Origin of the sequence: Allobacillus salarius, assembly GCF_007559425.1 — a bacterium.
Lineage (GTDB): Bacteria > Bacillota > Bacilli > Bacillales > Alkalibacillaceae > Allobacillus > Allobacillus salarius.
In genome coordinates this window covers 28,906-55,241 of the sequence record NZ_VMHE01000015.1, presented here as the reverse complement: position 1 = coordinate 55,241, position 26,336 = coordinate 28,906, and the positions used below count along the sequence as shown (strand labels likewise).

The window sequence follows — 26,336 nt, the reverse complement described above, 5'->3', positions numbered from 1 at the left end:
GATCTTCAGCAGTTAGAGGCGCTGGTTCAGCAGTCAAATCAAATCCATCAACCAAAACAAAAAAATCCCGGCATTGCCCCGGGATTTTCTCATCTTCCTATTAATACATTTCAGAGATTGTTTTTCCTTGTAGGAAGTTATTCAAGTAGTCAGGTCCGCCTGCTTTGGAGTCGGTTCCGGACATCTTGAATCCGCCGAATGGGTGGTAGCCTACGATTGCTGCTGTACATCCACGGTTAATGTATAGGTTTCCGACGTGGAAGTCTTCTTTCGCCATTTCGATATGCGTACGGTTGTTGGAGATAATTGCTCCAGTTAAGCCGTACTCTGTATTGTTGGCAATGTCTAACATTTCGTCAAAGTCTTTTGCTTTTGTGAAGGCAACGACTGGTCCGAAAATTTCTTCTTGCATGATGCGGGATTTCGGATCAGCATCAGCAAAGATTGTCGGCTGGATGAAGAAACCGTTCTTGTCATCTCCAGTACCACCATGTACGAGGCGAGCACCTTCTTCTTTCCCGATTTCAACGTAGTTCAAGATTTTATCGTAGGAAGCTTGATCAATCACTGCACCCATATAGTAGTTTTGCTCGGATGGGTCACCTACATCAAGCTCTTTCGTTAATTCAACACAGCGGTCTAATAACTGATCATAAACGTCTTCATGCGCAACAACTCGAGAACATGCTGAACATTTTTGACCAGAGAAACCGAATGCTGAGTTAACAATCGATTCAGCGGCTAATTCTAAATCTGCATTGTCATCAACGATAATGGTGTCTTTTCCGCCCATTTCAGCGACGACGCGTTTTAACCACTCTTGTCCTTCTTGTACGACTGCTGCACGTTCGAAAATACGCGTACCTACTTCACGAGAACCTGTGAAGCTGACAAAGCGCGTTTTTGGATGCTCGACTAAGTAGTCACCGACTTCTCCACCTGGTCCTGGTAAGTAGTTGATGATTCCACCTGGAAGTCCTGCTTCTTTTAATGCTTCCATTAACTTGTAAGCAATGACTGGTGTATTACTTGCCGGTTTTAAGATGACAGTATTACCAGTCACTATTGGAGATACAGCCGTTCCAGCCATAATTGCAAATAGGAAGTTCCATGGTGAAATGACAACTCCTGCTCCTAATGGAATATAACTGAAGCGGTTATTTTCAATTGGACGGCTGACGATATCTAGCCCTTTTCCACTATCAATTTCTAGCATTTGTCTTCCGTAATATTCTAAAAAGTCGATTCCTTCTGCGATATCCGCGTCGGCTTCTTTCCAAGGTTTTCCGGCTTCTTTAATAATCCACGCATTAAATTCAAAACGTCTGCGCCGGACGATTGCTGCTGTGCGGAAAAGAATATCGGCACGCATTTCAGCAGTGGATTTTCTCCACCAATCGAAATGTTCATTTGCGGATTGAATTGCTTTCTCCGCAAGTTCTTTATTCGCTTTGGAAACTTTCCCAATCACTTCTTCTTTATTACCCGGGTTTGTCGAAACGATTTTATCATCTGTATAAATCTCTTCACCGTTGATGAGGAGAGGATACTCTTTGCCAAGCATTTGTTCAACTTGATGAAGCGCTTCTTTCTGCGCTTTCTGATTTTCCTCTAATGAAAAGTCTGTAAACGGTTCATGTGTGAAAGGTACTACCATTGAAATCTTCCTCCTCTTAATTTTCTGATATTATAGCGCTTACACATCTATTTTAAATGAAAGGGAGGCGGTATTCAATCCTTCTTTTTTACCTCCCTATCAAAACAGCTATTGATAGATATAAACTTCTGGTTCTTCTTTGTCTGCTTTTCTGTAAACGACACTCTCTTGACGTTCCGGTGACATGACATTCACTTCTACATCGTAATGGTTTGGAAAATGTTCCTGAACCAACCGGTACACATGTTGTGTGAAGCCGATGACTTCTTGTTTTCCATTGAATTCTATTGTTATATCAATTGATAAGTCGTGTAAATTTCCACCATTAAAATAACCCGTACCAATTACACCAATATAATTCGGGAAAAATTCGCCGACATCTCTTTCAAATGCCGTAAAGGCTTCATATTGATCGTAATGGTCTCTTTCTGCTTTCCCAGAAGGAAAAAGAACATACTGTTCATTAATATTTTCCCATTCGCCGATTGTTCGACCATTCGGATCAACAACAGCTTTCGTTAAGTAGTTTCCAGGTGTGATTCCACTTGCCTCATTTTCTTTATACAATGCAATCAAAATTGGAATATCCGCTAACTCTTCACGGTCTCTCAGTCGGTTGATCACCTTCTCTGCCGTTTCCTTGCCGAACTTCAATAGTTCCGCTTCATCGATTTCTGTGTAAAGTGTCGGTTCACCGATATCTGTTTGAAAAGCATATTCCGATTTCAATACAAGTGCTACCGCGATGCCTCCAAGTTGCATTTGGTCTTCATTGACACGCTGCAAATAGTTTTGTTCGTGTATATAAGAGAGGATCTGTGGACTATCCTCTTGCATTTCTTTTCTCTTTTCTTTGTCTGCTTCTTTATATTCATCATCGTCCAATGGTGGATTCAACCCAACTTGAATATCTTCAGGATTCGCATCTTCATTTTCATCTAGATGTTCTTGAACCTCTTCTTTTGTCGGTTGTCTACCGAGATACTCTCCTAACGTATCTTCCGTCAGATATTGTCCCTCTTGAAAAAAGTACTTCTCCGGATCAAAAACATCCTTCGCTTGGCGAATCAACCCTTGTTCAACCTCATCGATATCATACCGGTTTTTTACCCGATCGACGATATAACCACGCGCGACACCCGGGACGTAAGGCAAAATGGTTCGATACGTATCTTCTTCTAGCTTGTTGGTCGGAATAATATATCGCTGTTCCTCTTCATCTTCTGTTTCCTGTACAACTTCTTCATCGGTGTTATAGTTTGGTGCACAGCCTGAGACGATTAATAGCGCCAGGCTGAACAGCATCAATCGTTTCATTCTGTCCACTCCCTAAGCATTCAGTGCTTCTAGCATCTGTGCTTCATTCCATATTTCAATGGATAATTCTTTTGCTTTATCCAATTTCGAGCCAGCATCCTCACCAGCAATCAATAAATCCGTATTTTTACTGACACTCCCTGTTACTTTTCCACCAAGTGATTCAATTTGACTTTTCGCTTCGCCGCGAGACATTTCTGATAATTTACCGGTTAACACGATTGTTTTATCAGCAAATGGGGAATCGGTTGGCACTTCGATGGCTTCGTGTAAATAATCCATATTCAAGCCTGATTCCTTCAAGCGTTGAATCAACTCTTTTGCTTCTGGCTTCTCAAAATACGTCACGACGGAATCCGCCATTTTTTCTCCAATTTCCGGAACGCTCTCTAGTGTTTCACGGTCGGCCTCCATGATTGGATCAATCGATTTAAACTCAGCCGCTAATATGTCCGCCGCTTTACTGCCGACAAAGCGAATGCCTAACCCAAACAATAAGCGCTCTAGCGAATTTTCTTTCGATGCTTCAATGGCATTCATTAAGTTGGTAACTGATTTCTCACCCATCCGTTCCAGCTGAAGCAAATCTTCTTTTTTCAAGTGGTATAAGTCAGCAAAATTCCGAATAAGCTCGTGATCAAATAATTGTTCGATGACTTTTTCACCTAAACCATCAATGTTCATTGCCGTTCGTGATACGAAATGGATGAGACCTTCTTTTAGCTGGGCCGGACAATTTGGATTCATACAGCGCAAGGCGACTTCGCCATCAATTCTCTCCAAATGGCTGTCACACACCGGGCAATTACTAGGCATGCGGAAAATCTGCTCATCACCGTCTCGCTGATCTTCAACGACACGAACGACTTCTGGTATAATATCGCCCGCTTTTTTGATGACTACGGTATCGCCTATTCGGATATCTTTTTCAATAATTAAATCTTCGTTATGCAAAGATGCACGCTGTACAGTCGTTCCAGCAACTTGAACAGGTGTTAAAATCGCCGTTGGAGTGACAACGCCTGTCCGTCCGACACTGAGTTCGATATCTAGCAAATCGGTAATCGCTTCTTCCGCAGGGAACTTATAAGCGATTGCCCAACGCGGGCTCTTTGCTGTAAAACCGAGCTCTTCCTGTTGCTGAATCGAATCGACTTTAATGACGATGCCATCAATATCATAGTCCAACTCGTTACGGTGGATTGTCCATTCTTCTGTGTATTCAATGACTTCTTCAATCGTGTCGAATCGCTTCGTTTCTGGGTTCGTTTTAAACCCTAATTCTCTTAAGTATTTCAATCGTTCACTATGGGAAGCAGTCGATGCTGCTTGCCATTCACCAACTGCATATAAAAAGACGTCTAGGTTACGACGTGCGGCCACTTTCGGATCGAGCTGACGCAATGAGCCTGCTGCCGCATTCCGAGGATTGGCGAATAGTTCAAGACCTTCTTTTTCCCGATTGTCATTCAACGAAAGAAAAGACTGCTTTGGCATGAACACTTCTCCGCGGGCTTCAATCGTCACAGGCTCCGTCAGACGAAGTGGGATGCTTTTGACGGTCCGTAAATTGTGCGTGATGTCTTCTCCCGTTTTCCCGTCACCTCTTGTCGCTCCGAGCACGAACTTTCCTTCCTCGTAACGCAACGAGACAGCAAGTCCATCAATCTTCAGCTCACAAACGTACTTAAAGTCATCTCCGATTTTTCCGCGGACACGGCGATCGAAATCACGTAATTCTTCCGCATTAAAAGCATTGCCAAGACTTAGCATTGGCACCGTATGATCAACTTTTCGAAATTCATCTAGTGGCTGACCACCCACGCGTTGGGTCGGTGAGTCATCTGTAATGAGTTCTGGGTGTTCTTCTTCCAGCTGAACAAGCTCGTGTAGTTTCTGATCATACACGGCATCGGGAACGGTCGGTTGATCCAACACATGATACTCATAATTATATTGATTGAGCTCTTTTCGTAACGCTTCAGCTCTTTTTTTTGCTTCGCTCATATCACTCATCCTTTTTCACATGGGTAATCGCCTTATATTTTTTCGATTGGTGCAAATTGGGCAAGTAATCGTTTAATTCCTGTCGGTGCCGGAAATGCGATATCTAACTCGGTATCTTCCTCTTCACCAACGACTTTGACGACCGTACCTTCGCCCCACTTTTTATGGGAAACCTTATCGCCTAATTGGAAGTTCACATCGCCTTTTGGCTTTTCTTTAATGACACGAGATTTCCTTTTCCCTGTCGTACGATTTGGTCTGAAGTCATCAATTGTTGTTCCAAAGCCTGTTTGTTGAGTCGTCTCTTTGACATCCTCTTCGATTAAATCAACTGGTATTTCATCTAAAAAGCGGCTTCGCTCGTTGTATTGCGTTCGACCAAAAATCGTTCGTGACGTAGCATGTGTAATAAACAAATCACGCTCGGCGCGAGTGATGCCTACGTATGCCAATCGGCGTTCCTCTTCCATTTCCTCCATATCGAATAACGAGCGGGTATGTGGAAAGATGTTTTCTTCCATTCCGACTAAAAAGACGACTGGAAATTCAAGTCCTTTCGCTGCGTGTAGTGTCATCAATGTAAGCTTATCTTTCGTCTCTTCATCCGTGTTATCCAAGTCAGAGATCAAAGCTAAGTCTGTCAAAAATGAAATTAACGTTTGATCTTCACTCGTTTCTTCAAATTGCTTTGTAACGGTTTTGAACTCTTCTAAGTTTTCCAAGCGGCTTTGTGATTCGATGGATCGATCTTTCATCAGCTCCGCTTCATAGCCTGAGCGAGACAGGACTTGCTCAACCACATCCGTGACATTTAAAAATTCCTGTTGCTGTTGCCAGTCTTCAATCATTTCTCGGAATAAATTCAGTTGATTGGATGCTTTTTTGCTCATGCCTGTGAAATCTGATTCTTTAACCGCATCAAATAATGATAAGTCATTGATTTCTGCATGCATTTGCAATTTATCCACCGACGTTTTACCGATGCCTCGTTTCGGCACATTCACGACACGCTGAAAACTAATATCATCATGCGGGTTCGTTATTAACCGTAAGTATGCGAGCAAGTCTTTAATTTCTTTTCTGTCATAGAATTTTGTCCCGCCGACGATTTGGTAAGGGATGTCGGACTTCACGAGTACATCCTCCACTGCACGTGACTGCGCATTCGTCCGGTAAAGAATCGCCATTTCTTTATAGCGTGTACCTTTTGTTCGGTTTAACTCTTGTACTTGATCGATGACGTAGCGCGCTTCATCCCGCTCATCAAGCGCTTTAAACAATTTGATTTCCGTTCCGTCATCGTTTTCTGTCCAAAGGTCTTTTGGTTTTCTCGATTGGTTATTTTCAATGACGGTGTTCGCAGCTTGTAAAATCTTTTTCGTCGAACGGTAATTTTGTTCGAGTAAAATTACTTTTGCGTTTGGATAATCTTCTTCAAATGAAAGAATGTTATAAATGTCAGCCCCACGCCATTTATAAATCGATTGGTCAGAGTCACCGACGACACATAAATTTTGAAAACGAGCGGCTAACTGTTTCACTAATTCATACTGCGCTTTGTTTGTATCCTGATACTCATCGACATGAATATATTGAAAACGATTTTGGTAGTAATGAAGAACTTCAGGATGCTTTTTAAATAAAAAATGAGTTTCCATAATTAAACTATCAAAGTCTAGTGCTTGGTTTTTCTTCAAAATCGTTTCGTATGTTTCATATAATTCAGCAATTTTTTCTTCACCGTAATCATTCGCTTGCTGCTTCATCACTTTCGGTGTAATCAGCTTATTTTTCGCATCACTGATCGCATATTTTACCGCCTTCGGATTGAACACTTTCGGATCGACGTTATTGATTCGAAAAGCTTCCTTGACTGCCGTTTGCGAATCAGACGCATCATAAATCGCGAAGTTCCGGTCGATGCCTAATTTATCCCCGTCTCGGCGTAAAATTCGAACACAAAGGGAGTGGAACGTCGACATAATAATCTCTCTCGCTTGTTCACCGACAAGTTTCGTGACACGTTCCTTCATTTCCTTTGCTGCTTTATTCGTAAATGTAATCGCCAAAATGTTCATTGGCGCAACGTCTTTCTCTGATAGTAAATAAGCAATCCGGTGAGTCAACACCCGTGTTTTACCACTTCCGGCCCCTGCCATGACAAGTAGCGGACCGTCTGTGTGCTTGACCGCCTTCGCTTGCTCTTTGTTCATTCCTTCAAGGATCTCTTGCATGGATAAACTCATTTATTTCCCACCCTTAATTTTCTCGACTGAATGGACCGCGTGAACGGTTCGCAATGCTGCATTCAAATTTTCATAAATGATATTTCCGACAACGACGATATCTGCATGCCGCGCCATATCTCTCGCTTCAGCCTTCGTCGTAATTCCACCACCATAAATCAATAAACTTTGATCGAGTTCTTCACTTACGCGTTCAACAAGTTTTACATCTCCATATGTACCGCTGTACTCCATATAAACGAAAGGAAGATGCATTAAATGTTCCGCAACTTGTGCATAAGCAATGACATCTTCATCCGTTACCTGCTTCGAATCTGTCCATTGATACGCTTTTGACTCGGGATTTAACATAATATAGCCTTCCGCTTTCAACTCTTCCCATTCAATGAACTCCCCGTATTCCTTAACGGCTTGCTGATGGTAATCAATCAACCACTTTGGATTTTCTGTATTCAACACCATCGGAATAAAGTAAAAATCATAGCCAGGTGTGACGGCTGACAAATTGGACACTTCCAAAATACACGTCACTTCATATCGACGAATTCTTGCCAATAAATCAAGCACTTGATCGAGTGTCACATCGTCCGTGCCACCGACGATCACTGCATCTGTACCTGATTCGCAAATTTTTTCCAACGATTCATCATCAATCGGTTTGTTCGGATCTAATTTAAAAATGTGTCGCCACATTCGGTAATCTTCAATCATTCGACATACGCCTCCAAAATTACATACCTTTACCTCACTTATTATAGCAGAAACAAGGGGGGTCTTTCACCGATTCTTCTTAAGCAATTTGGATTAATTTGATGACGAACCAATCCCTCCACACAATTTTGTTGAGAAAAAGATTCCGTTATGCTACGATATTCTCAGGAAATATGAATATAGACCCACGAAGAAGGACCAATAGTAACCAATCACCTCTGCAATAAGCGATTCAGGGACGGTGCAAGCCTGAAGCAAGGATTGGCGAAAAGGCAGTCTTGAGTGTAATTTTTAAAGCGGACATGATTGTTTCATGTCAAGCAGGGTGGAACCGCGAGAGTACATCTCGTCCCTGGGCAGTTAATGCTCTGTGGACGAGATTTTTTCATGTAACAGACATTATTAAGGAGGCTATATACATGGCGAAAAATATGGAACAGCTCGTCAATCATGCGAAACACCGTGGTTTCGTTTTTCAAGGATCTGAAATTTATGGAGGACTAGCAAATACATGGGATTATGGTCCATTAGGTGTTGAAGTAAAACGTAATTTGAAGGATGCTTGGTGGAAAAAGTTTGTCCAAGAGCAGCCGAACATGGTCGGCTTGGATGCTTCGATTTTAATGAATCCAAAGACGTGGGAAGCTTCCGGACACCTTAACAATTTCAATGACCCGATGATCGATTGTAAAGAATGTAAGTCACGCCACCGTGCAGACCATTTAATCGAAAATCATTTTGAAGCGAAAGGCGAAGAACGTGTCGTCGATGGCTTGCCTTTTGACGAATTGCAGAAAATCATTCAAGAAGAAGGAATTACTTGCCCGAATTGCGGCTCTAATGACTTTACGGATATCCGTCAATTCAACTTGATGTTTAAAACCTATCAAGGTGTAACAGAAGACTCCTCTGATGAAATCTTTATGCGTCCTGAAACAGCACAAGGAATTTTTGTGAACTTCAAAAATGTTCAGCGTTCGATGCGTAAAAAAGTTCCGTTCGGAATTGCACAAATCGGTAAAAGTTTCCGTAATGAAATTACACCAGGAAACTTTACGTTCCGAACGAGAGAATTCGAGCAAATGGAGATTGAATTTTTCTGTAAACCTGGCGAAGAAAAAGAGTGGTTTGACTATTGGTTGGACTTCAGCCATAACTGGCTGACAAATCTCGGTCTCAATAAAGAATTGATTCGACGTCGCGAACATGATGAAGATGAATTATCTCACTACAGTAATGAAACAACCGATCTAGAATACCTTTTCCCATTTGGATGGGGTGAGCTATGGGGAATCGCATCTCGTACGGACTATGACTTAACACAGCACGCCGAACATTCCGGCGAAAACTTTGAATACATCGATCAAGAAACAAATGAGCGTTATATCCCTTACGTCATTGAGCCATCATTAGGAGCAGACCGTTTGGCACTTGCTTTCCTAGCCGATGCGTATAAGGAAGAAGAACTTGAAGATGGAACAACACGTACCGTGATGAATTTCCATCCAGCAATCGCACCATATAAAGCGGCAATCTTCCCATTGTCCAAGAAACTATCTGAAGAAGCGCAAGAAGTATTCCGCGACTTAGCAACAGAGTTCATGGTTGACTATGACGAATCCGGTTCAATCGGAAAACGTTACCGTCGTCACGATGAAGTTGGTACACCGTATTGCATCACATACGACTTTGATTCAAAAGAAGACGGTCAAGTGACAGTGCGCGACCGCGATACAATGGAACAAACAAGAATGCCAATCAGCGAACTAAAATCCTTTTTAGCTGACAAAATGAACTATTAATATGGAAATGACACCAAGATTTGGCTTGGTGTCATTTTTTTGATGGATAATGATTGTTTTGCGGGGCGTCTAATACCGGATAGGCTATTGAATTTTGACGCTACCTTCGATTAGAGGACGTCTTTTCTACGATAGAGCAATAAAATTCAGGCCTTTCGTCGATTAGAGGGCTGCTATTCGACGATAGAGCAATAAAATTTGGACCTACCGTCGATTAGAGAGTGTCTATTCGACGATAGAGCGATAAAATCCGGGCCTTCCGTCGATTAGAGAGCGTATATTCGACGATAGAGCGAGAAAATTCAGGCCTTTCGTCGATTAGAAGGCGTCTATTCGACGATAGAGCAATAAAATTTGACCCTTCCGTCGATTAGAGAGCGCCTATTCGACGATAGAGCAATAAAATTTGACCCTTCCGTCGAATAGAGAGCGTATATTCAACGATAGAGCAATAAAATTTCGGCCTACTGTCGATTAGCAAACTACTATCCAAGTGTAGCGGTCAAACTATCCTTTTTTTGTATTTTCCACTTAAATATATTCTATTGCAAGTACTGTAAAAATGATGTTGCAATAAGGAAGTAAATGACGATACTAACCATGTCGTTAAGCGTCGTTATAAAAGGTCCTGAAGCAACGGCCTGATCAATATTTAATTTGTTAATAATAATTGGAATGACACAGCCAATGAAGGTCGCAAATCCCAATGCGAGAAAAACCGAGCCGCCGACGATAAATGCTAGTGGCCAATTTCCGTTATAGAAAATCGGAATGACGATAAGCAATACCGCAGCAGAGCAAATACCGATCATGAACCCTGCGGATAACTCACGTAAAATAATTTTCCAGACACCTTTCTTCACTTCGTCATTTGAAATACTTCTAACAATGACTGCTAGTGTCTGTGTTCCCGTGTTTCCCGCAGCACCCATCACTAAAGGAATAAACGCAGATAACATCACAACTTCTTGTAGCGTATTTTCGAAAAAACTAATGATTTGCGCTGTAACCATGCCGATCAGCAGTAATCCCATAATCCATGGTGCTCTTTTTTTCGCGGCAAGTAAAGCGGATATTTCAATACCTAGTGCGCCTCTGGATGCGGCGAATTCACCTAAGTCCTCTGTCGCTTCTTCCTCTACGACATCCATAATTTCGTCGACCATAATAATTCCTAATAAATGACGATCATCATCAACAACAGGAATGGCAATCAAGTCATAGTCTTTTGTCAGTTTCGCAATATCTTCCTGATCCTTGTCTTGCACTACTTGTATGACTTCTTCTTTCATAATCTCTTCTAACGTCTTCGTCGATTCACCCGCCAACAAATGGCGAAGCGAGACTACGCCGACTAATTGATGCTGATCATTTTCGACATAAACATAGTATATCGTCTCAGCTAGATCAGCAAACGCTCGCAATTTTTCGATTGCTTGCTCTATAGTCAAGTCTTTATTTAACGAAACGAACTCTGTTGTCATTAACGCTCCAGCTGTACCTTCCTCATGTTTCATCAGTTGCATTACAGTCCGGGCTTGTTCAGCATCCATTTGATCAATCGATTGATGAATGACATGCTCTGGCAAGCGGTTAAATAAATCGGCTAACCGATTCGTTGACATCGCTGAAAAAACATCAGCCTGGTACGTGTCCTCTAATTCTTGAACTTTATCTACTTGGTCCTTCAGTTTCAATTTCTGAAAGATTGCAGCGAATTCTCTTGCTGACAAAGCTTTATATACGTTTTTTCTTAACGAGGGATTTTGCAATTGTTCAAACCATTTCATTTGATTGTATTGATGTAAACGTAACAATTCATGTCTAAATGACTCAATATCATCGTTTTCAAGATATTCATCTAACTTTTTATAAGAACGATGTGCAGAGGTTGCACTCAATAATAGAAACATAACGATTCACCTCAACTATCCAATCTATCTAATGGATTACCCGAAGTTTTGTCTTTTGAACCCCTGACAGAATGAACATGTTAGAATAAAAGAAACAAAAACTAGGAGCATTCCGATGAAACTACATTATTTATTGGCAGTCGGGTTAGGAGGCGCTGTAGGAAGCGGCTTTCGTTACATGGTCGCCCGCTTACTAACAGAAACACCAGCTATTGCAACTTTATCCGTCAATATTGTTGGAAGCTTTTTATTAGGGATAGTCGTAGCGTATTTTATTAAATATCCTGAAAAACACACCTTACAATTACTTTTAGGGACTGGTTTTTGTGGTGGATTTACAACAATGTCTACAGTGGCTTTCGATTTCTTCAAACTCATTGATAGCGAGCAATATATTTACTTGGCCGCTTATTCATCAGCAACCTTAATCGGAGGAATCCTCGCTGCTTTGTTCGGATTTCTATGGATGGAAAAGAAGGTGACAAAATGATTCACGTCATGATTGGTGGAGCATTTGGTGCAATCACCCGGTATGTGCTCTCATTATTATTCTCTAAAACCAATGTATTTCCTTGGGGAACGTTCGCCATTAATTTAATCGGATCTTTTTTATTAGGAATTGTCATCGCCACTATGTCTAGTGAGTCAATACTCTTATTCGGCACTGGTTTTCTCGGAGCCTTCACAACATTCTCGACATTCAGCGTTGAAACAATGGAAATGCTTCGCGGAAATAAATATGTAACTGCGATTATTTATATCGCAAGCAACCTTATTGGAATAGGCATTTGTTTTTCAGTTGGATATGTGTTGGTTGGGTGAAACGGTGATGTTGAGACGAGTTATCGATGACATTTTGTGATGCGGTGATTCTAGTTTGTGTATTGAAACGGCCTCTCGATGACATTGCGTGATACCACGGTGCTCATTCGTGTGTTGAGACGGCTTCTCGATGACTTTTCGCGATCACACAGCTCTCATTCACGCATAGATCACACACCCCACTACATTTAACATACAAAAAATCCGTTTTCTAAAATAGAAAACGGATTTTCATTCATTTATTTTTCTTCTTTTTCATCTGCGTAAATTCTGCCGAATACCATTTCGTATCCTTCGCTGCCGTAATTTAAGCTTCTTTTCACGCGTGAGATTGTAGCAGTTGAGGCATTTGTTTCTTCCTCAATTCGCTGATACGTATGGCCTTCGCGAAGCATACGAGCAACATCCATTCGTTGTGCTAGTGCTTGGATTTCATTGACCGTTGCTACATCGTCGAAAAACTTATAACATTCCTCGACGTCTTTTAATGCGAGAATTCCTTTGAAAAATTGATCCAATTCTTTTCCGCGCAATTTATCGATTTGCATGTAAAACCCTCCTCCAGGTTTTTTCTTGTTTATTCTTTGTTGTTATTGAATCGTTACTTTCTCTTCGATGCCCATTGGGATTACGTTAATCCATGTTTTTCCGGGAACTAGTTTTGCTTCCTTCCCGTCTACAAATGGTAGCATTAGTCCATCAACATTTTTCCATTCAATTTCTTTTGCTACACCGTTTTGAATCAAGTATCCATTTCCGCCCGATTCGCGGTCAATGTCCCGACGTGATGCTTTATCAATGACCTCATGATGTGTTTCATAGATTAAAACATTCGAATAATGAAGCTGTTCTTCCGTGTTTAAGTCGGTAGATGGCTGTCCATCCGCAAAACGTGCATACGTATTCGTTGCTTCATCATACTCATAGGAAACACTTAAGTTACTGAAATAATCGATTCTGATGTCTGTTGCTGGCGAACCATCAACTCCGCTCAATTCATCCTCTTCATAAAAACCGAGCCAATCATGATCTTTTTCTGTCTCTATATTATTTCGTTTCGCTACTTCATAAGCATTTTCCAATAACGCATAAGAGTTATGAGGTGCTCTTCGGAAGGATTCCCGTTTGAACAAAAATCCATCGTTATCATAGTACGCTCCATTCAAATTATCCACCCAACCGGCACGTAAATCTTCTTCAATGAAGTTTGCTGCACCATGGTAAATGTACAACGCCTCATGTGCTTTGGCTGTCTCAATATAATAAGAACGAGCACTTCTTACAGGACCAACCGCTTCCGGTATTTGGCTCTGATAGACTGCTAGAAAGCGAGTAATGGGTCCTTCCGCCAAAAATTCATACACAACATCAGCGTGAATCAACCCTGTTTGCGGCCTTGCTTTAGAGTGGTTATTGATCATGACTGCCAACGCCCGGTTCGTCACTTCTTGATCAGCATCTTCTCCAGTCAATGGATAAGTGAATTGAGGTTTCGATTCAACTTCATCTTCCTCATTTTCTGTAGATTCTTCTGCTGTTTGTTCCGTTTCAGTAGGTTCCTCACTCGTCTCTTCATCGTCACTACAAGCAGAGCTGACTACCAAAATCATTAATAAAGTAAAAATAACGTAGTACTTTCTCATCGTTTTCCCCACTACCTTTATTTGAAATTTACATTAACGCATAATCGACGGGAACAAGATCTCTTTCTTCATGACATCGACAATTCCTGATGGTGTAATTCGGATATAAGGCAAATGCGTCGAAGATAAAAATAACAATGTATAGACAGGATCGCCAAATGTATAACCGAACTCTTGTAGAAGTTTTTTTAATTCTCTCTCTTTTTCAATAACATCTTCCATCTTTAAGTTTGCCATAACACCTTGTAACCGTAAAGGTAGTTCGAAAATGATTTCGCCTTTGTGCGCAAGAACAATTCCTCCGCCAAGTTCCTTCATTCGCTGGAACGCAAGCTGGATATCACTTTTTTTCTTACCGAGCAAAATGACATCGCCTGTATTGGAATAAGAACTCGCAAGTCCACCAAGTGAATCAGTAAATCCTTTTATATAAGTGGATGTTAACCATTTTCCTTCCTTATCCATCAAAAGAACATACGCTTCGTTATTTGAACGGGACAGTAAATTCTTATTTGATTCTGTTTTGACGGCATAAGGCTTCAACAATACATCACTGATCATTTCCATACCAAACGGCATTGAAATATGTAAGTCATCTGCATTAGGCTCCCAATCCAACTTCAATGGATCGAAATCAAAGGCTGGCCAATCAACCGGCTTCATGTAATCGCTCGCTGTTTCACCATTTCGGACAATCCACTTACCCTTAGCCATAACAGAAGTAGGCAATGGGTTTTCTTTTGAAGAAAGGAAATTGATGTGCGCTGTCCGTCCAGGTGCAATGCTTCCAAGACGATGATCTAAATTGAAATACTTTGCTGCATTAATTGAAGCCATAGCATACGCCTCTTCTACGGGCACACCTTCTTCAATCGCTATTTCAATGCACCGTTCAATCATCCCTTCTTCTTCATAAAAGCTAGGGGTTGCTCCATCTGTTGTGAATAACATGTAATCCCAAACTTTCACATCGTACGCCATGAGCTCCTTCAGTATATTTCTCAAATCAGGACGAATGGAGGAATGTCGAATCGCTGCATAATAGCCCAACTGCAAGCGTAAATACAATTCTTTCGCAGAAATCGATTCGTGATCGCCATCTGCTCCAAGTAGTTTCATTTTTGATAACGTTCGAATGGAAGCTCCTGGGAAATGCCCTTCAACCGACTTACGGAGCCGCTTCGTCTCTTGCATCCAGTATAGGGATAAGTCATCCTCTTTTAAAATTTCAGGCCAATTCGTCAGTTCGCCCCCTTGAATGACGGCTTCATGATTAAGCCAATCCAATACTTCTTCACTATCCAAAAACTCTTCTTCTTCCCGGAGAGCAGATTGTGAATCGAAACGAGCCCACCAAAAAAGAGAAGCAGGCGTATCCTGTAAACTGTCAATAAAAGAAAACGCTTTCTTTTTCTTCAATAATAAAAGAAGCATCAAGTTATCATTAACAAGTGTTGTCGTGCCTTTTTTCAGTGCATACTCTGCCAAGGAATGGGGATTATATAACTGAAACGGATGTGAATGAGGCTCAACATAACCAGGAACGAGATATTCTCCAGTGCAATCGACCACTTCAGTATTTCTCATTTTTTTCGGCATATCGTCACCGACGAACACGATGCGATCCTCATAAATCCAAATATTTGCGGTTTGCCACTTCTTTAAATACACATTTAAGAAAGTCGCATTTTTCAAAACAATCGTTGGCGAAATTTTTCCGTCAATAACAGCAACATGTTCTCTTAGCTGCTTGTTACGCCAGCGATATAAATGTTCTTGCATGTTCAGTCCTCCATTTATCTCTGTATAGTCTACATTTTAATGCATTAAACCTGTAAAGGGAAGGGAAAAGTTATGAGAAAACAAAATATCGGAACGGTCAGTGCGTTTGTAAGAACGAGTATGGGATTATGTGGTTTAGCAGTAGGAGCGGCAAGGCTTTCTCGTCATTCTGTAACAACCTGGAACCTTCTATTAATCAAGTTATCAGCTCTAGTAGCAGCTGAAGGTTTGACGAAATATTGTCCGACGAAGGAGTTATTCGTCCCGCAACGAACTTCTTCTAAATGATTGATAGATTTAAGGTTAACAAAAGTTTCCAATAAATGAAAGGTTCAAAAGGGACTCATTCTCTTTTGAACCTCGTTATTTTTCTATCGCTTCAAAGACAATCTCTTGACTGATTGGCACTCGTTCACCATTTTTCTTCTCTTCAAACACGGGTTTTTCCATCCGTCTTATAGGTCGATATCCGTCTTTGGCTATTTGGTCTAAACACGAATCGATTGAGTCAAAATCACTCACTCTGTACTTTTTCTTCTTCACGTTGCAATCGACTCCCTTTTACTTTCTTCACCCAAAAGCCGCCATGAATCTGACGTGGTTCATAAGCGATGATAAACGCTTTAGGGTCAATTTCCTTTATCGCTTCGTACAACATTAATTCATAGCGTCGTGGAGTTAACACTTGTAAAGCCAAACGATCTCCATCCATTCCATACGCATACCAACTCGTCACACCATAACCTTTTGCACGAAGCTTGCGAGTAAATGGAATATCTGGATTAGAGGAAATAACGTTAACCGTAATATACCCAATCGCCAGCTTTTCTTCAATTTTCATTCCAACAATAACACCAATCCCAAATCCGAGTGCATAAGCAATCACGTTTTGGATTTCACCTAGGTTGTCCAATACTAATCCTAAACCTACTACATACACCGTTATTTCAAAAATACCAATGCTAGCTGCAATATATTTCTTCCCTTTTAATGTAAAAATCATCCGTCCGGTCAATAAAGAAACGTATACAATATTAACCACTAGGATAATTGTTACCATGACAAGGCTAGATTCAAGCAACGCCAAGTCTCCTCTCAAATGAATATAATTTTATTTTATGTTCAGTCTTCCCTTAAATTTACTGGGTAATCACTATTAACTATATGAGTGGTCAGTTTAATTTACCCAACCAATTCTTATGTATTTTAATACCAATTTAACGCCTAGGTCAACTGTCGACAGCTAGATGAGATCATCTCTTAATTTATTGCACACCAAGTCCATTCCTCAATAATCACAAAGCCCCCACCAGCTATTCCTTACATAGCCAGTAGGGGCTTTGGATTCATAAATTAATTACGTTAAAAAGATAAAATACAAGAAGAATATTACACCTAACACATACATCAATGGGTGAATTTCTTTATATCGACCTTTGACAAGCATCGTAATCGGATAGAAAATAAATCCAATCGCAATACCCGTTGCGATACTATTTGTTAAAGGCATCATGAGGACCGTCAAGAAAGCTGGTACAGCGATCTCAAATTTGTCCCATTCGATCTCTTTTAAATTGGATACCATCAAAACCCCGACGATAATCAACGCTGGTGCTGTCACTTCTGTCGTCACCACACTGAGTAATGGTGAGAAAAATAAAGCGAGCAAGAACAATCCCGCTGTTACGACAGATGCAAAGCCAGTACGACCACCTGCGCCAACACCTGTTGTCGACTCAACGAATGAAGTCGTCGTGGAAGTACCTAAGATTGCCCCACTGACAGTCGCTGCAGAATCAGAAAATAGAGCTTTCCCTGCACGTGGCAACTTTCCGTTCTTCATCAAACCACCTTGGGTCGCAACCGCCACCAACGTTCCTGCTGTATCAAAGAAATCAACGAACAAGAAAGTCAAAATGACAACTAACATATCCATTGTGAAAATTTCACCGAAATGAGTGAGTGCTGCACCAAACGTCGGTGCTAAGCTTGGTACACTACCAACAACATCATTGACACCAGTTGGCACATTAATCAAACCGACTATCATTCCAGCAATCGCTGTAATGATCATTCCGTAAAAAACGCCACCTTTGAAGTTCGCCGCTAGTAAAATAACGGTGACAAACACACCAAAGATTGTTAGTAAGATACTAGGATTAGTCAAATCACCTAATGCGACCAATGTCGCCTCGTCTGCTTGGATAATCCCAACATTTTTCAAACCGATAAATGCGATAAACAAACCAATTCCTGCACCCACAGCGAGCTTTAAGTTATTTGGAATAGCATCGATGACTTTCTCGCGAATCCCAGTTAACGTTAATACAATAAAAATAAGACCTGATGCGAGTACGCCTGCTAAAGCCGTTTCCCAAGGAATTCCCATCCCTAAAACAACACTATATGAGAAGAATGCGTTCAATCCCATACCTGGTGCTAAAGCGATTGGGTATTTCGCAAGTAACCCCATAATCAGTGTACCAATTGCAGCAGCTAATGCCGTTGCCACAAATACAGCCTCCGGGTCCATCCCTTCGACTCCCTCAACGTCACTCAAGCTAAGGATCGCTGGGTTAACGAATAAGATATAGGCCATCGCCAAAAATGTTGTCAGGCCTGCGACGGACTCTGTCCGGTAATTTGTCCCAAATTCCTCAAAACGAAAATAATTTTTCAACGCAATTTCCCCCTCGATCACTTGAAACACTACGGATATCCGAGCTAAAGAATAGCAAAAGCACCCTTGGTATAACCAAGAGTGCTACGAGGAAGATTGCAAACATACCATAAGCTTGGTTAGATAATAACAAACCATTTTGCTTTGGCTATTAACAATCACTCGTAGTCAGACCATTTACGGTAGTCTGGTAGAAACTCTTGGGCCATATTCCCAATATTATACGAAGTGTTCAAGTTTAATTTTATAATACATCTCTACTTTACAAACTTCCACACGATTCGTCAAGAGGGAAATTCACGTATATTTTCTCATTTACATCAACTTCAATAATATTTTTCGACCTAAAGCCGAATATACAGAGCATAACTTTCTTATTTAGTTAGCAAATTACGAACAATCTGAGACCATAGCCGATTAATTTCCTCCCGGTCACTTTCCAAATTCTCCTCCCGGTAAACAGCTCGCTCATAATAATTGGTTAACTCGGACATATCTGTGTTACCAATCAACCTGTCGACTTTTTTCGAAAATTCTCGTAATGTCTGACCACTTTCAACTACATATCCTTCTTTTTCTAATAGCTTCAATAAGAATTGATAAGCATCTGTGAACGATTCTTGGTCATGATTACGTTGTAGTTTGTTTTTCTTCCAATAAGACATGAGACGGAAGCGATACCGTGAAATCAACCAAATGATTAACACAGCAAGCCCTATGACAATGCCCCATTTTAACAACGTATAACCAGAAAAGTCAGAAGCAGTTTCCACACTTTCGGCATCACTTTCTTCTTCTGGCTGTGGTGCTTCAGGACCTTCGTCCAATTCAGGTTCAGGAAGTTCTTGCTCCTCTTGCTCGGTTGGTTCATCCGTTTCCTCTAAATCTTCCGGTGCCTCTTCTGCCATAAATTCGGTTTGGTTGGAAAATCCGACGGTCGGTTCAAAGGGTACCCAACCGACATCAGGGAAAAACACCTCCACCCACGAGTGAGCGTTATTATTTTGAACTTCATACGTCGTTAAATCTTTGTCATTTGCCAGGTCTGTCTGCTGGGTCATTTCTCCGCCTGTAAAACCTTTCACCCATCTAGCTGGTATTCCTGCTGAACGAAGCATCGCAACCATTGATGTCGAATAATGATCGCAGTAACCTCTTTGTGTTTCAAATAAAAATTGATCGACAAAATCTTGATCATCATCTGGAACAGGGACGTCCTTCGTTTCATACACATATCCATTTCGAGAAAAATATTGCTCGACCGCTTTCACTTGATCGTATCGATTTTCTTTACCCGCAATGATTTCCTCTGTTAATTCATATACTCGGTCTGGCAACGTCTCCGGTAACTGCAAGTACGGTTCAGGTACAGTGTGCATCGCAGGAGACACAGCCTGCATTTGTTCAAGAGGGAATTTCGGTTGCTCCACATATAAATTATACGGCTCGGCCGGCAGTTCATCCGGGCTATTGACTTCCCCAGTCACTGGATTGTATTCGACCTGTAAATTTCTAAAAGATGCCGTTCCATAACGATAAGGAAGTTTATTTAAATTTCCTGGTTCGACCAACTGAATACTCGATTGACCTGGTTCTCTTGTTACCGTTGTCGGATACGTTTCCAATGCGAGCGTTTCCCCAGGAGAACCAGTAGCAAAATCACCTTCGATTGTGCGCTTCCAGCCCTTTCCGGTGTATTGATCCTTTGTTTCAACTTTCCAGTATTGACTGGATTCAGCAGATGCATAAAACACTGTCGTATCATCGGCAATAAACCCGCCGCCTAACTGTTCGTCATTTTCTCCATACCCAATCCGTTGTACTTTATCTTGAAAGCCAACACCACTGAAGCCTTCTTCTGCCGTTCCTTGTAAAAATGGAACAGGATCAGGCCACTGAGGACTAAACTTCGGTGCAGCATACCCAATGGATGTCCCGACGATGATAACGACGAGTAAAGGTGTTAACCATTTCATAAGTATGCGAAACGATTGAATCTTTAATTTTTCCGCTTCAGCCAACTTAAATAAATGACTGATGCCTAGCACACCGACGCCAATTGCAAACGTACGGATGATCGACCAGACAGCACTATATTCTGTAAAGGTGTCCAAAACCGTTAAATAAACAAACGTAAATACGATAAAAGATAAGGGCCTTTTCACGATGGCGAACCAATAATAAAGTAGATAACTCAACATCCACAATAAAATCAAAAACAGAAATGTTCGAAACTGCGCCGTAAATTCCATCCAACTTCGGTTAGAAAGCATTTCGAAATTTATGCGTAAATCACCGAGAAATTGCTGCATCCATGCCCCGGATAGAAAACGTGCATCAAAAAACAAAATATCCATGACGACGAGTAGTCCGAGCAATTTGAGCGGTGAACGAACCCACGCTGGCATAGCGACTGCCGTCATTAAATAACAGTAAGCAACAAACAGATAAAACACGTAAACGTAACCTGTGTCGGTAACGATCTCAAGTGGTATAATCCATTCGAATAATAAAAACATACTGCCGATATATAATAATATACTTACCCAAGGATGGGTCGGATTTCCGTTCAAACGCATTACGCGTTCACCTCGATTATTTCACTCGTCAAATTGTCTTCAGAGAGCCACTGGAAACCGGCAGGACTCTGCGCCAAACGATTGATGATCGCATGCTCTTGATCCGTCAGTTGCTTTTTTCCGGCAATAAAGATAAACAATACGTCTCTCGCTTGCTGACTCAAACGCAAGACCGATTCTCCAATTTGCTCATTTAATTCTGCCGATACAATGAGCAGATTGCGATCAGCCGCACGTAACGATGCTTCCTTGATCAACTGCTCCTCAAATGAGCTCGATTGCAACGGTTGAATTGTTGATAATAAGTGTATTAGTTGTTCATCACACCGCCTTCGATTCGACAACATCAATTCTTCTCGTAGAGCACCCGCATGGATAAATTGAACATTTCCATACAAATTTAACGACTGTCGGGCCAACGATTGAGACAACTCAATAGCCGCTTCAAATGCGAGCCAACGATTCGGATCCGCTACAGCTCCATTTAACAAAACCGTTACGTCCTTATTTTTTTCTTGCTCAAACTCTTTTGTAACAAGTCGCTGCTTTTTAGCGGTTGTTTTCCAATCCACCCATGAAATACGGTCGCCAGGAGCATAATCTCGCACACCCGACACGACATTCGTATGTCTCACCTGAGGTAGAAACGCCGATTGCCTTCCTTCATCAAACGCTGACATTCCACTGGATAGCTTTGTCGTTCGATTCCACGCCCGCACAGCAAAATCATTTTGAACTTCTATTACTTTTCTCTTTTTAATAATCCCTAAAAAATCACCTGTAACAATTTTCACCGCACTAAATTCATGTTTGCCACGTGGTACATGATCAAGTAAATAATGATAAGTTAATCTCCGCTTAAACCACGGAAAAATAATCGTTTTTTTCGCTTCCCGGTTCATTAACACTTTCGGTTTGCTTAAAAATTGATACTTTTTCGCACGGGTATCTTTCCAATTTAGACTCTCAGGCAATGAGTCTTCGATAATTAAATAAAAGACCGGCAATGGCAAAAAACGCTTTAACGTCACTTCTACTTGAATGTCTTGTCCTGCTTCTCCATAACTCGAATTAAATTGACGTTCGGCTTTAAACAAACTTAATGGATAAAACGTTAAAAATAACGAATAAAGAAACACAGGGAGAAAGCCAAAAAATAAAAACCAACTGACAAATCCCCCTTGAAACATCGCGTACGCAAAGAGAATTCCGGCAAGAGACAATACAAGAATGAAACGAAAAAATGTACGTATAGAAGCAATCATTTTAACCACGTTCCATCGGAATTCGGGTTTTATTTGTGATTTCTTCTAAAATCGAAACAACCGTCCGTCCTTCAAATCTAGCTTCTGAGCTGACAAGCAAACGATGACTTAACACATCATGCAATAGCCATTTCACATCATCCGGCACGACATAATCCCGTCCCTGGATAAATGCATAACTTTTTGAAGCACGCATTAAAGCGATGGAAGCACGCGGGCTCGCACCGAGTTCAAGCATTGGATGATTCCTCGTTTGATGAACCAATTTTACAATGTATTCCTTGATGCTATTGCTGACATGGACTTGCTGTACTTGTTGCTGTAATTCAATGACCTCTTCTTGTGTCATAACCGCTTGAATTTGGTCGACCGGATGAACGGAAGTCGTGCGTCCGAGCATATCGATCTCTTCTTGCTCCGTCGGATAACCTAGTTTTAATTTGATTAAAAAACGATCTAACTGAGCTTCTGGCAAAGAGTACGTTCCTTCATATTCAATCGGATTTTGCGTCGCCATGACAAAAAACGGTTGCTTCAATGCCATCGTTTGGCCATCAACCGTTATATTCCGCTCTTCCATACTTTCCAACAAAGCCGACTGAGTCTTCGGTGATGTACGGTTTATTTCATCCGCTAAAACAATATTTCCAAAAATCGGTCCTGGCAGAAACTCAAACGTCATGTCTTTTTGATTATAGACAGAAGCACCTGTCACATCAGAAGGTAATAAATCTGGCGTGAATTGAATTCGTTTAAAATCCAAGTCCAATGATTTGGCTAATGCCCTGACAAGCATCGTCTTCCCGACTCCTGGTACATCTTCTAATAACACGTGACCACCAGCAAGCAAAGCTACAACCGTTAATTCAATCGTATCTCGTTTTCCAACGATTACTTTCTCCATATTCGTCAACAGCTCTTCAATCTTCGAATGCTGTGTCATAATCGATCGCTCCATCCCCACTTCTCCTCCTTCAATTCTTCCACTGACAAATCTACCTTCAGCGTTGGCGTATTTTACACAAAGTATACGCTCAAACTACTAATCTATTAGATGAACGGTTATACGCCATTCGCTAGAATGACTACGTCCAACTAGTATTTATTTAATTACTTTTCATTTTACCAATAATTCCGACATTTTACCCTATACATTACATGGAAAATTAATTTCATACTGATATTTCTATGTTTTTATCCAAAAATGTCCAACTAAATCAATACACTCTCTTAAATGTTACCAGAAACAAGACTGACTAGGAAATGGCTTACTGCGTTTAGTACTTAAGAAAATGAGGTAAACAATAACAAACAAGAAATATGAGGTGATTTGATGAATAAAGATCACAAACCTACAGATAGAAAAAGGGATTCTGTTTATGACGAAAAACGAACACCCTTAGACGGAATGAAAGAACAACAACACACGGATGATATACCAATGGAAGATTTGAAGATTGATGAGTTGAAAAATCAAGACGGAGCAGGCTACCAAGAAACATCACAGTCAGAGAGGAAATGGGAAGAAAAAGATAATAAAAAACAAGATGACATCGACTAGATTACAACTGGCTCAGGTAACTGAGTCAGTTTTTTAATGTCTAATATATCCATTTTAATGCAATAAAATGAAGGAATTTACTGAAATTAGTCGAATATGTACAGTAAATTTAAAATTTTGTGAGGAGGTAAGTAGATGGCTGCATTTTATTATTTACAGAGCCCCGATCATAAAGGCATTTTTACTGTACATACTGAAGACTGTAGAATTATCTTGCCTGTTCATGGAAGAACTTATATTGGCACTTTTGAAAACTGTCAAGAAGCAATCAAAAGTGTAACACTCCTCTTTCCCTATCGCATATTTAATGGTTGTGTAGAATGTTGTCCGGAATGTCTTTATTGGTGAACGGGATGACTGGAATCTAGCTGATAGCATCACCTTCTAACGTCTTTTCTCACTTCATTTTTAAGGATCATATATTCTTCTCTTGGTCGTAAATATAAAAGTTTTGGGGCCATATTTTCTCAAATTAGCTACATAAGTTATCGTCCGAGGCGCATATATGAGCTTCGTGGCACATATTTAACTTAAAAGGGTTCAAATAAAGTAGGATTTTATTGTCAATGACGGCTTAATTATTAAATGTAATAAGAATTTTTGTGGAATGAAGTAAGTATGTGTTATTTATAGGCGATGAATGTGTAGGTTATCCTTGGAGATCGTAGTAGATAGTGTAGATTTAGCAGGCTCGTAGTATAAATTATTGTTTCGATTGTTATAAAACTCTTTTTTTCAATCGGAAAATATCCTCATCATGATCGATCATTTTCTCTTGGATGTATTCTACTTTTTCTGTTAGTCGGTCAATTTTACCCGTGACAACACCGTGGTTTTTGTCCACCTTTTCTTCTAAACTGTCCATTCTTTGTTCGAGGCTGTCCATTCTTTGTTCGAGCCCATCGATTCGTTGATTCAATCTCGTTTCAACTCCATCGATTTTGTCAGACAATTCACGAATTGCTTGAATAATCATATTGAATTCACTTTTTTCCATTTTAGCTCCTCCTTTAATTTGATGATAAATCTATTATACTAAGATTTTGTCGGAAAAGGAAGTGAGTCTAAATAGGACATTCTTAGAAATATAGTTAGTTCTAATATGATTCAATTTACTCGGCCACTTTATTTAACTTCTCTGCTATTAGGTATAGTCCATTAGATTATTTACAAGAATAAATATTAAGGGCTTCTCAAATGTTTTAAAACAACGAGAAGCCTTTTTATTTTTTATGGTTAGTCCTTTGCGAACCTTTTAAATTAATCTTTCTTCTTTAACACAACCCGCAACAAAGTTTCCCAATAATCCTAAAGGGGAACATGATATGCAAGTTGAAACGGAGAGTGTAAACATGGAGAAATGGAACAATGCAATTCTTGTATACAAAGCTGAAGAAAAGGCTAATGTTATTGGAAAAAATTTATCGCAAACAATCCCGATATTATCTCAAAAGATAAAAGAACTAACAATCATTGCAACTTCTAGTCCAGATGATTTGAAAGAAGTATGCAAATCAAAAGGCGCCAATGTTGATCTAATTATTGTGCTTGGAGGAGACGGGACGGTCCATTTAGTTATTAACAGTATCGCTCAGTTAGAGAAGAGACCGGCTGTTGCTATATTACCAGGTGGCACTTCTAATGATTTCAGTAGAACACTAGGTATGCCACAAAATCTAAAATTGGCTGCACAGTCCATTGTAAATGGAGAGTTAGTTTCTACAGATATTTGCCAGGCAAACAATGATTACTTCCTCAACTTCTGGGGCATCGGACTTGTTGCTGAAACTTCAAAAAACACTGATGATGCACAAAAGGATAACCTTGGCGTACTCAGTTATTTTGTGAGTACTTTAAAAACATTGAATCAGGCAACATCTTTTTCTTACCAGGTGAAGACCAGTGAGGGCGAATATGACGGAGAAGCAAGATTGATTTTTGTATTAAATGGCAACTTTATTGGTACGAAAGAGATAGCAATTAGAAAACTGTTCCCACACGATGGTCTGTTAGACGTGTTGATTGCTAAGAACACTAACTTAGACTCGTTACGAGAAATATTTTCATTGAATAATCAGCAGGTAGATCCTGACCAGCTTGAAGAATTAGATCATTTTCAAGTGGAAAAAGTAGAGATTGAAACAAAGGTGAAAATGGATGTCGATATGGACGGTGAAATATATACGACAACACCTACAGTTATATCTGTTTTACCTGGACACATTCAAATGGTAGGAGCAGTATAATTAGCTATACCGTAAAGTGACGTGCTCCCTTTAAAGTAGACACTTAAAAATTAATTTCGCATGAAAGGAGCATATCATTTTAACTAACGAGAATAAGTCTTATTA

The 26,336-nt window shown here is 40.5% G+C and carries 22 protein-coding genes and 1 riboswitch; of the genes, 6 read left to right on the top strand and 16 right to left on the bottom strand.

Annotated elements, in window-relative coordinates; genetic code table 11:
- Positions 1–100 precede the first annotated feature (100 nt).
- From pruA to pcrB, 5 genes are all read right to left on the bottom strand, one after another.
- On the bottom strand, positions 101–1,657 hold the full coding sequence (gene pruA, locus FPQ13_RS09035; protein WP_144089012.1) for an L-glutamate gamma-semialdehyde dehydrogenase: 1,557 nt from the start codon (positions 1,655–1,657) through the stop codon (positions 101–103).
- Between the two features lie 108 nt (positions 1,658–1,765).
- On the bottom strand, positions 1,766–2,974 hold the full coding sequence (locus tag FPQ13_RS09030) for a CamS family sex pheromone protein (RefSeq protein ID WP_144089011.1): 1,209 nt from the start codon (positions 2,972–2,974) through the stop codon (positions 1,766–1,768).
- A 12-nt stretch (positions 2,975–2,986) separates the two neighbouring features.
- Complete coding sequence (ligA, locus tag FPQ13_RS09025; RefSeq protein ID WP_377863223.1) at positions 2,987–4,981, bottom strand: NAD-dependent DNA ligase LigA; 1,995 nt, start codon at positions 4,979–4,981, stop codon at positions 2,987–2,989.
- Positions 4,982–5,013: 32 nt separating this feature from the next.
- Complete coding sequence (gene pcrA / locus FPQ13_RS09020) at positions 5,014–7,227, bottom strand: DNA helicase PcrA (protein WP_144089009.1); 2,214 nt, start codon at positions 7,225–7,227, stop codon at positions 5,014–5,016.
- Positions 7,228–7,935 carry a heptaprenylglyceryl phosphate synthase gene (gene pcrB / locus FPQ13_RS09015; RefSeq protein ID WP_144089017.1) on the bottom strand — a complete coding sequence of 236 codons (708 nt, stop codon included), beginning with the start codon at positions 7,933–7,935 and terminating at the stop codon, positions 7,228–7,230.
- Positions 7,936–8,357: 422 nt separating this feature from the next.
- Between pcrB and FPQ13_RS09010 the strand changes: the two genes are divergently transcribed.
- Positions 8,358–9,740, top strand: a complete 1,383-nt coding sequence (locus FPQ13_RS09010) for a glycine--tRNA ligase (protein ID WP_144089008.1) — start codon at positions 8,358–8,360, stop codon at positions 9,738–9,740.
- A gap of 542 nt (positions 9,741–10,282) precedes the next feature.
- Here FPQ13_RS09010 and mgtE read toward each other — a convergent pair.
- Positions 10,283–11,653, bottom strand: coding sequence for a magnesium transporter (gene mgtE / locus FPQ13_RS09005; protein ID WP_144089007.1), 1,371 nt, complete (start codon positions 11,651–11,653; stop codon positions 10,283–10,285).
- A 115-nt stretch (positions 11,654–11,768) separates the two neighbouring features.
- On the opposite strand from mgtE, the gene FPQ13_RS09000 reads away from it, so the two are divergent.
- Both FPQ13_RS09000 and crcB read left to right on the top strand, forming a co-directional pair.
- Positions 11,769–12,143, top strand: coding sequence for a fluoride efflux transporter FluC (locus tag FPQ13_RS09000; protein ID WP_144089006.1), 375 nt, complete (start codon positions 11,769–11,771; stop codon positions 12,141–12,143).
- A complete protein-coding gene (crcB, locus tag FPQ13_RS08995; RefSeq protein ID WP_144089005.1) occupies positions 12,140–12,475 on the top strand; it encodes a fluoride efflux transporter CrcB in 336 nt (111 codons plus the stop codon). The genes FPQ13_RS09000 and crcB overlap by 4 nt, the downstream gene beginning before the upstream one ends.
- A gap of 239 nt (positions 12,476–12,714) precedes the next feature.
- Here crcB and FPQ13_RS08990 read toward each other — a convergent pair whose 3' ends face one another.
- Genes FPQ13_RS08990 through FPQ13_RS08980 form a run of 3 tightly spaced genes read right to left on the bottom strand, consistent with a single transcriptional unit; the run spans position 12,715 to position 15,900 of the window.
- Positions 12,715–13,023 carry a YerC/YecD family TrpR-related protein gene (locus FPQ13_RS08990; RefSeq protein ID WP_144089004.1) on the bottom strand — a complete coding sequence of 103 codons (309 nt, stop codon included), beginning with the start codon at positions 13,021–13,023 and terminating at the stop codon, positions 12,715–12,717.
- A gap of 42 nt (positions 13,024–13,065) precedes the next feature.
- Positions 13,066–14,118 carry a DUF3048 domain-containing protein gene (locus FPQ13_RS08985; RefSeq protein WP_144089003.1) on the bottom strand — a complete coding sequence of 351 codons (1,053 nt, stop codon included), beginning with the start codon at positions 14,116–14,118 and terminating at the stop codon, positions 13,066–13,068.
- A 33-nt stretch (positions 14,119–14,151) separates the two neighbouring features.
- Entirely contained in the window at positions 14,152–15,900 is a 1,749-nt protein-coding gene (locus FPQ13_RS08980; RefSeq protein WP_144089002.1) for an adenine deaminase C-terminal domain-containing protein, read from the bottom strand.
- Positions 15,901–15,972: 72 nt separating this feature from the next.
- On the opposite strand from FPQ13_RS08980, the gene FPQ13_RS08975 reads away from it, so the two are divergent.
- On the top strand, positions 15,973–16,188 hold the full coding sequence (locus tag FPQ13_RS08975) for a YgaP-like transmembrane domain (RefSeq protein ID WP_144089001.1): 216 nt from the start codon (positions 15,973–15,975) through the stop codon (positions 16,186–16,188).
- A gap of 75 nt (positions 16,189–16,263) precedes the next feature.
- On the opposite strand, the gene FPQ13_RS08970 is transcribed toward FPQ13_RS08975, so the two are convergent.
- From FPQ13_RS08970 to FPQ13_RS08945, 6 genes are all read right to left on the bottom strand, one after another.
- The gene (locus FPQ13_RS08970) at positions 16,264–16,443 is read right to left on the bottom strand and encodes an NETI motif-containing protein (protein ID WP_246065454.1); all 180 of its coding nucleotides are present in this window, start codon (positions 16,441–16,443) and stop codon (positions 16,264–16,266) included.
- Complete coding sequence (locus FPQ13_RS08965) at positions 16,415–16,981, bottom strand: DUF2179 domain-containing protein (protein ID WP_144089000.1); 567 nt, start codon at positions 16,979–16,981, stop codon at positions 16,415–16,417. The genes FPQ13_RS08970 and FPQ13_RS08965 overlap by 29 nt, the downstream gene beginning before the upstream one ends.
- Positions 16,982–17,257: 276 nt before the next feature.
- Positions 17,258–18,580, bottom strand: a complete 1,323-nt coding sequence (locus FPQ13_RS08960; protein ID WP_144088999.1) for an NCS2 family permease — start codon at positions 18,578–18,580, stop codon at positions 17,258–17,260.
- Between the two features lie 145 nt (positions 18,581–18,725).
- A riboswitch (purine riboswitch) is annotated at positions 18,726–18,828 on the bottom strand.
- Positions 18,829–18,954: 126 nt separating this feature from the next.
- The gene (locus FPQ13_RS08955) at positions 18,955–21,159 is read right to left on the bottom strand and encodes a transglutaminase TgpA family protein (protein WP_144088998.1); all 2,205 of its coding nucleotides are present in this window, start codon (positions 21,157–21,159) and stop codon (positions 18,955–18,957) included.
- Entirely contained in the window at positions 21,159–22,424 is a 1,266-nt protein-coding gene (locus tag FPQ13_RS08950; RefSeq protein ID WP_144088997.1) for a DUF58 domain-containing protein, read from the bottom strand. The genes FPQ13_RS08955 and FPQ13_RS08950 overlap by 1 nt, the downstream gene beginning before the upstream one ends.
- A gap of 1 nt (position 22,425) precedes the next feature.
- Positions 22,426–23,382, bottom strand: coding sequence for an AAA family ATPase (locus FPQ13_RS08945; RefSeq protein WP_246065452.1), 957 nt, complete (start codon positions 23,380–23,382; stop codon positions 22,426–22,428).
- Between the two features lie 375 nt (positions 23,383–23,757).
- Here FPQ13_RS08945 and FPQ13_RS08940 point away from each other — a divergent pair, with 375 nt between their 5' ends.
- Entirely contained in the window at positions 23,758–23,985 is a 228-nt protein-coding gene (locus tag FPQ13_RS08940; RefSeq protein WP_144088996.1) for a hypothetical protein, read from the top strand.
- Between the two features lie 718 nt (positions 23,986–24,703).
- On the opposite strand, the gene FPQ13_RS08935 is transcribed toward FPQ13_RS08940, so the two are convergent.
- Positions 24,704–24,982, bottom strand: coding sequence for a hemagglutinin (locus tag FPQ13_RS08935; RefSeq protein ID WP_144088995.1), 279 nt, complete (start codon positions 24,980–24,982; stop codon positions 24,704–24,706).
- A 328-nt stretch (positions 24,983–25,310) separates the two neighbouring features.
- Here FPQ13_RS08935 and FPQ13_RS08930 point away from each other — a divergent pair, with 328 nt between their 5' ends.
- Positions 25,311–26,231, top strand: a complete 921-nt coding sequence (locus FPQ13_RS08930) for a YegS/Rv2252/BmrU family lipid kinase (RefSeq protein ID WP_246065450.1) — start codon at positions 25,311–25,313, stop codon at positions 26,229–26,231.
- Positions 26,232–26,336 lie beyond the last annotated feature (105 nt).

Bases quoted from the DNA above. Each gene is read 5' to 3' on its own strand.
- FPQ13_RS09000 (WP_144089006.1), top strand. From the start codon at position 11,769: ATGAAACTACATTATTTATTGGCAGTCGGGTTAGGAGGCGCTGTAGGA.
- FPQ13_RS08940 (WP_144088996.1), top strand. From the start codon at position 23,758: ATGAATAAAGATCACAAACCTACAGATAGAAAAAGGGATTCTGTTTAT.
- FPQ13_RS08990 (WP_144089004.1), bottom strand. From the start codon at position 13,023: ATGCAAATCGATAAATTGCGCGGAAAAGAATTGGATCAATTTTTCAAA.
- ligA (WP_377863223.1), bottom strand. From the start codon at position 4,981: ATGAGCGAAGCAAAAAAAAGAGCTGAAGCGTTACGAAAAGAGCTCAAT.
- FPQ13_RS08945 (WP_246065452.1), bottom strand. From the start codon at position 23,382: ATGGAGCGATCGATTATGACACAGCATTCGAAGATTGAAGAGCTGTTG.
- FPQ13_RS08930 (WP_246065450.1), top strand. From the start codon at position 25,311: ATGCAAGTTGAAACGGAGAGTGTAAACATGGAGAAATGGAACAATGCA.
- FPQ13_RS08955 (WP_144088998.1), bottom strand. From the start codon at position 21,159: ATGCGTTTGAACGGAAATCCGACCCATCCTTGGGTAAGTATATTATTA.
- pcrA (WP_144089009.1), bottom strand. From the start codon at position 7,227: ATGAGTTTATCCATGCAAGAGATCCTTGAAGGAATGAACAAAGAGCAA.
- FPQ13_RS08935 (WP_144088995.1), bottom strand. From the start codon at position 24,982: ATGGAAAAAAGTGAATTCAATATGATTATTCAAGCAATTCGTGAATTG.
- FPQ13_RS08985 (WP_144089003.1), bottom strand. From the start codon at position 14,118: ATGAGAAAGTACTACGTTATTTTTACTTTATTAATGATTTTGGTAGTC.
- crcB (WP_144089005.1), top strand. From the start codon at position 12,140: ATGATTCACGTCATGATTGGTGGAGCATTTGGTGCAATCACCCGGTAT.
- mgtE (WP_144089007.1), bottom strand. From the start codon at position 11,653: ATGTTTCTATTATTGAGTGCAACCTCTGCACATCGTTCTTATAAAAAG.
- FPQ13_RS09010 (WP_144089008.1), top strand. From the start codon at position 8,358: ATGGCGAAAAATATGGAACAGCTCGTCAATCATGCGAAACACCGTGGT.
- FPQ13_RS08975 (WP_144089001.1), top strand. From the start codon at position 15,973: ATGAGAAAACAAAATATCGGAACGGTCAGTGCGTTTGTAAGAACGAGT.
- FPQ13_RS08980 (WP_144089002.1), bottom strand. From the start codon at position 15,900: ATGCAAGAACATTTATATCGCTGGCGTAACAAGCAGCTAAGAGAACAT.
- FPQ13_RS08950 (WP_144088997.1), bottom strand. From the start codon at position 22,424: ATGATTGCTTCTATACGTACATTTTTTCGTTTCATTCTTGTATTGTCT.
- FPQ13_RS09030 (WP_144089011.1), bottom strand. From the start codon at position 2,974: ATGAAACGATTGATGCTGTTCAGCCTGGCGCTATTAATCGTCTCAGGC.
- pruA (WP_144089012.1), bottom strand. From the start codon at position 1,657: ATGGTAGTACCTTTCACACATGAACCGTTTACAGACTTTTCATTAGAG.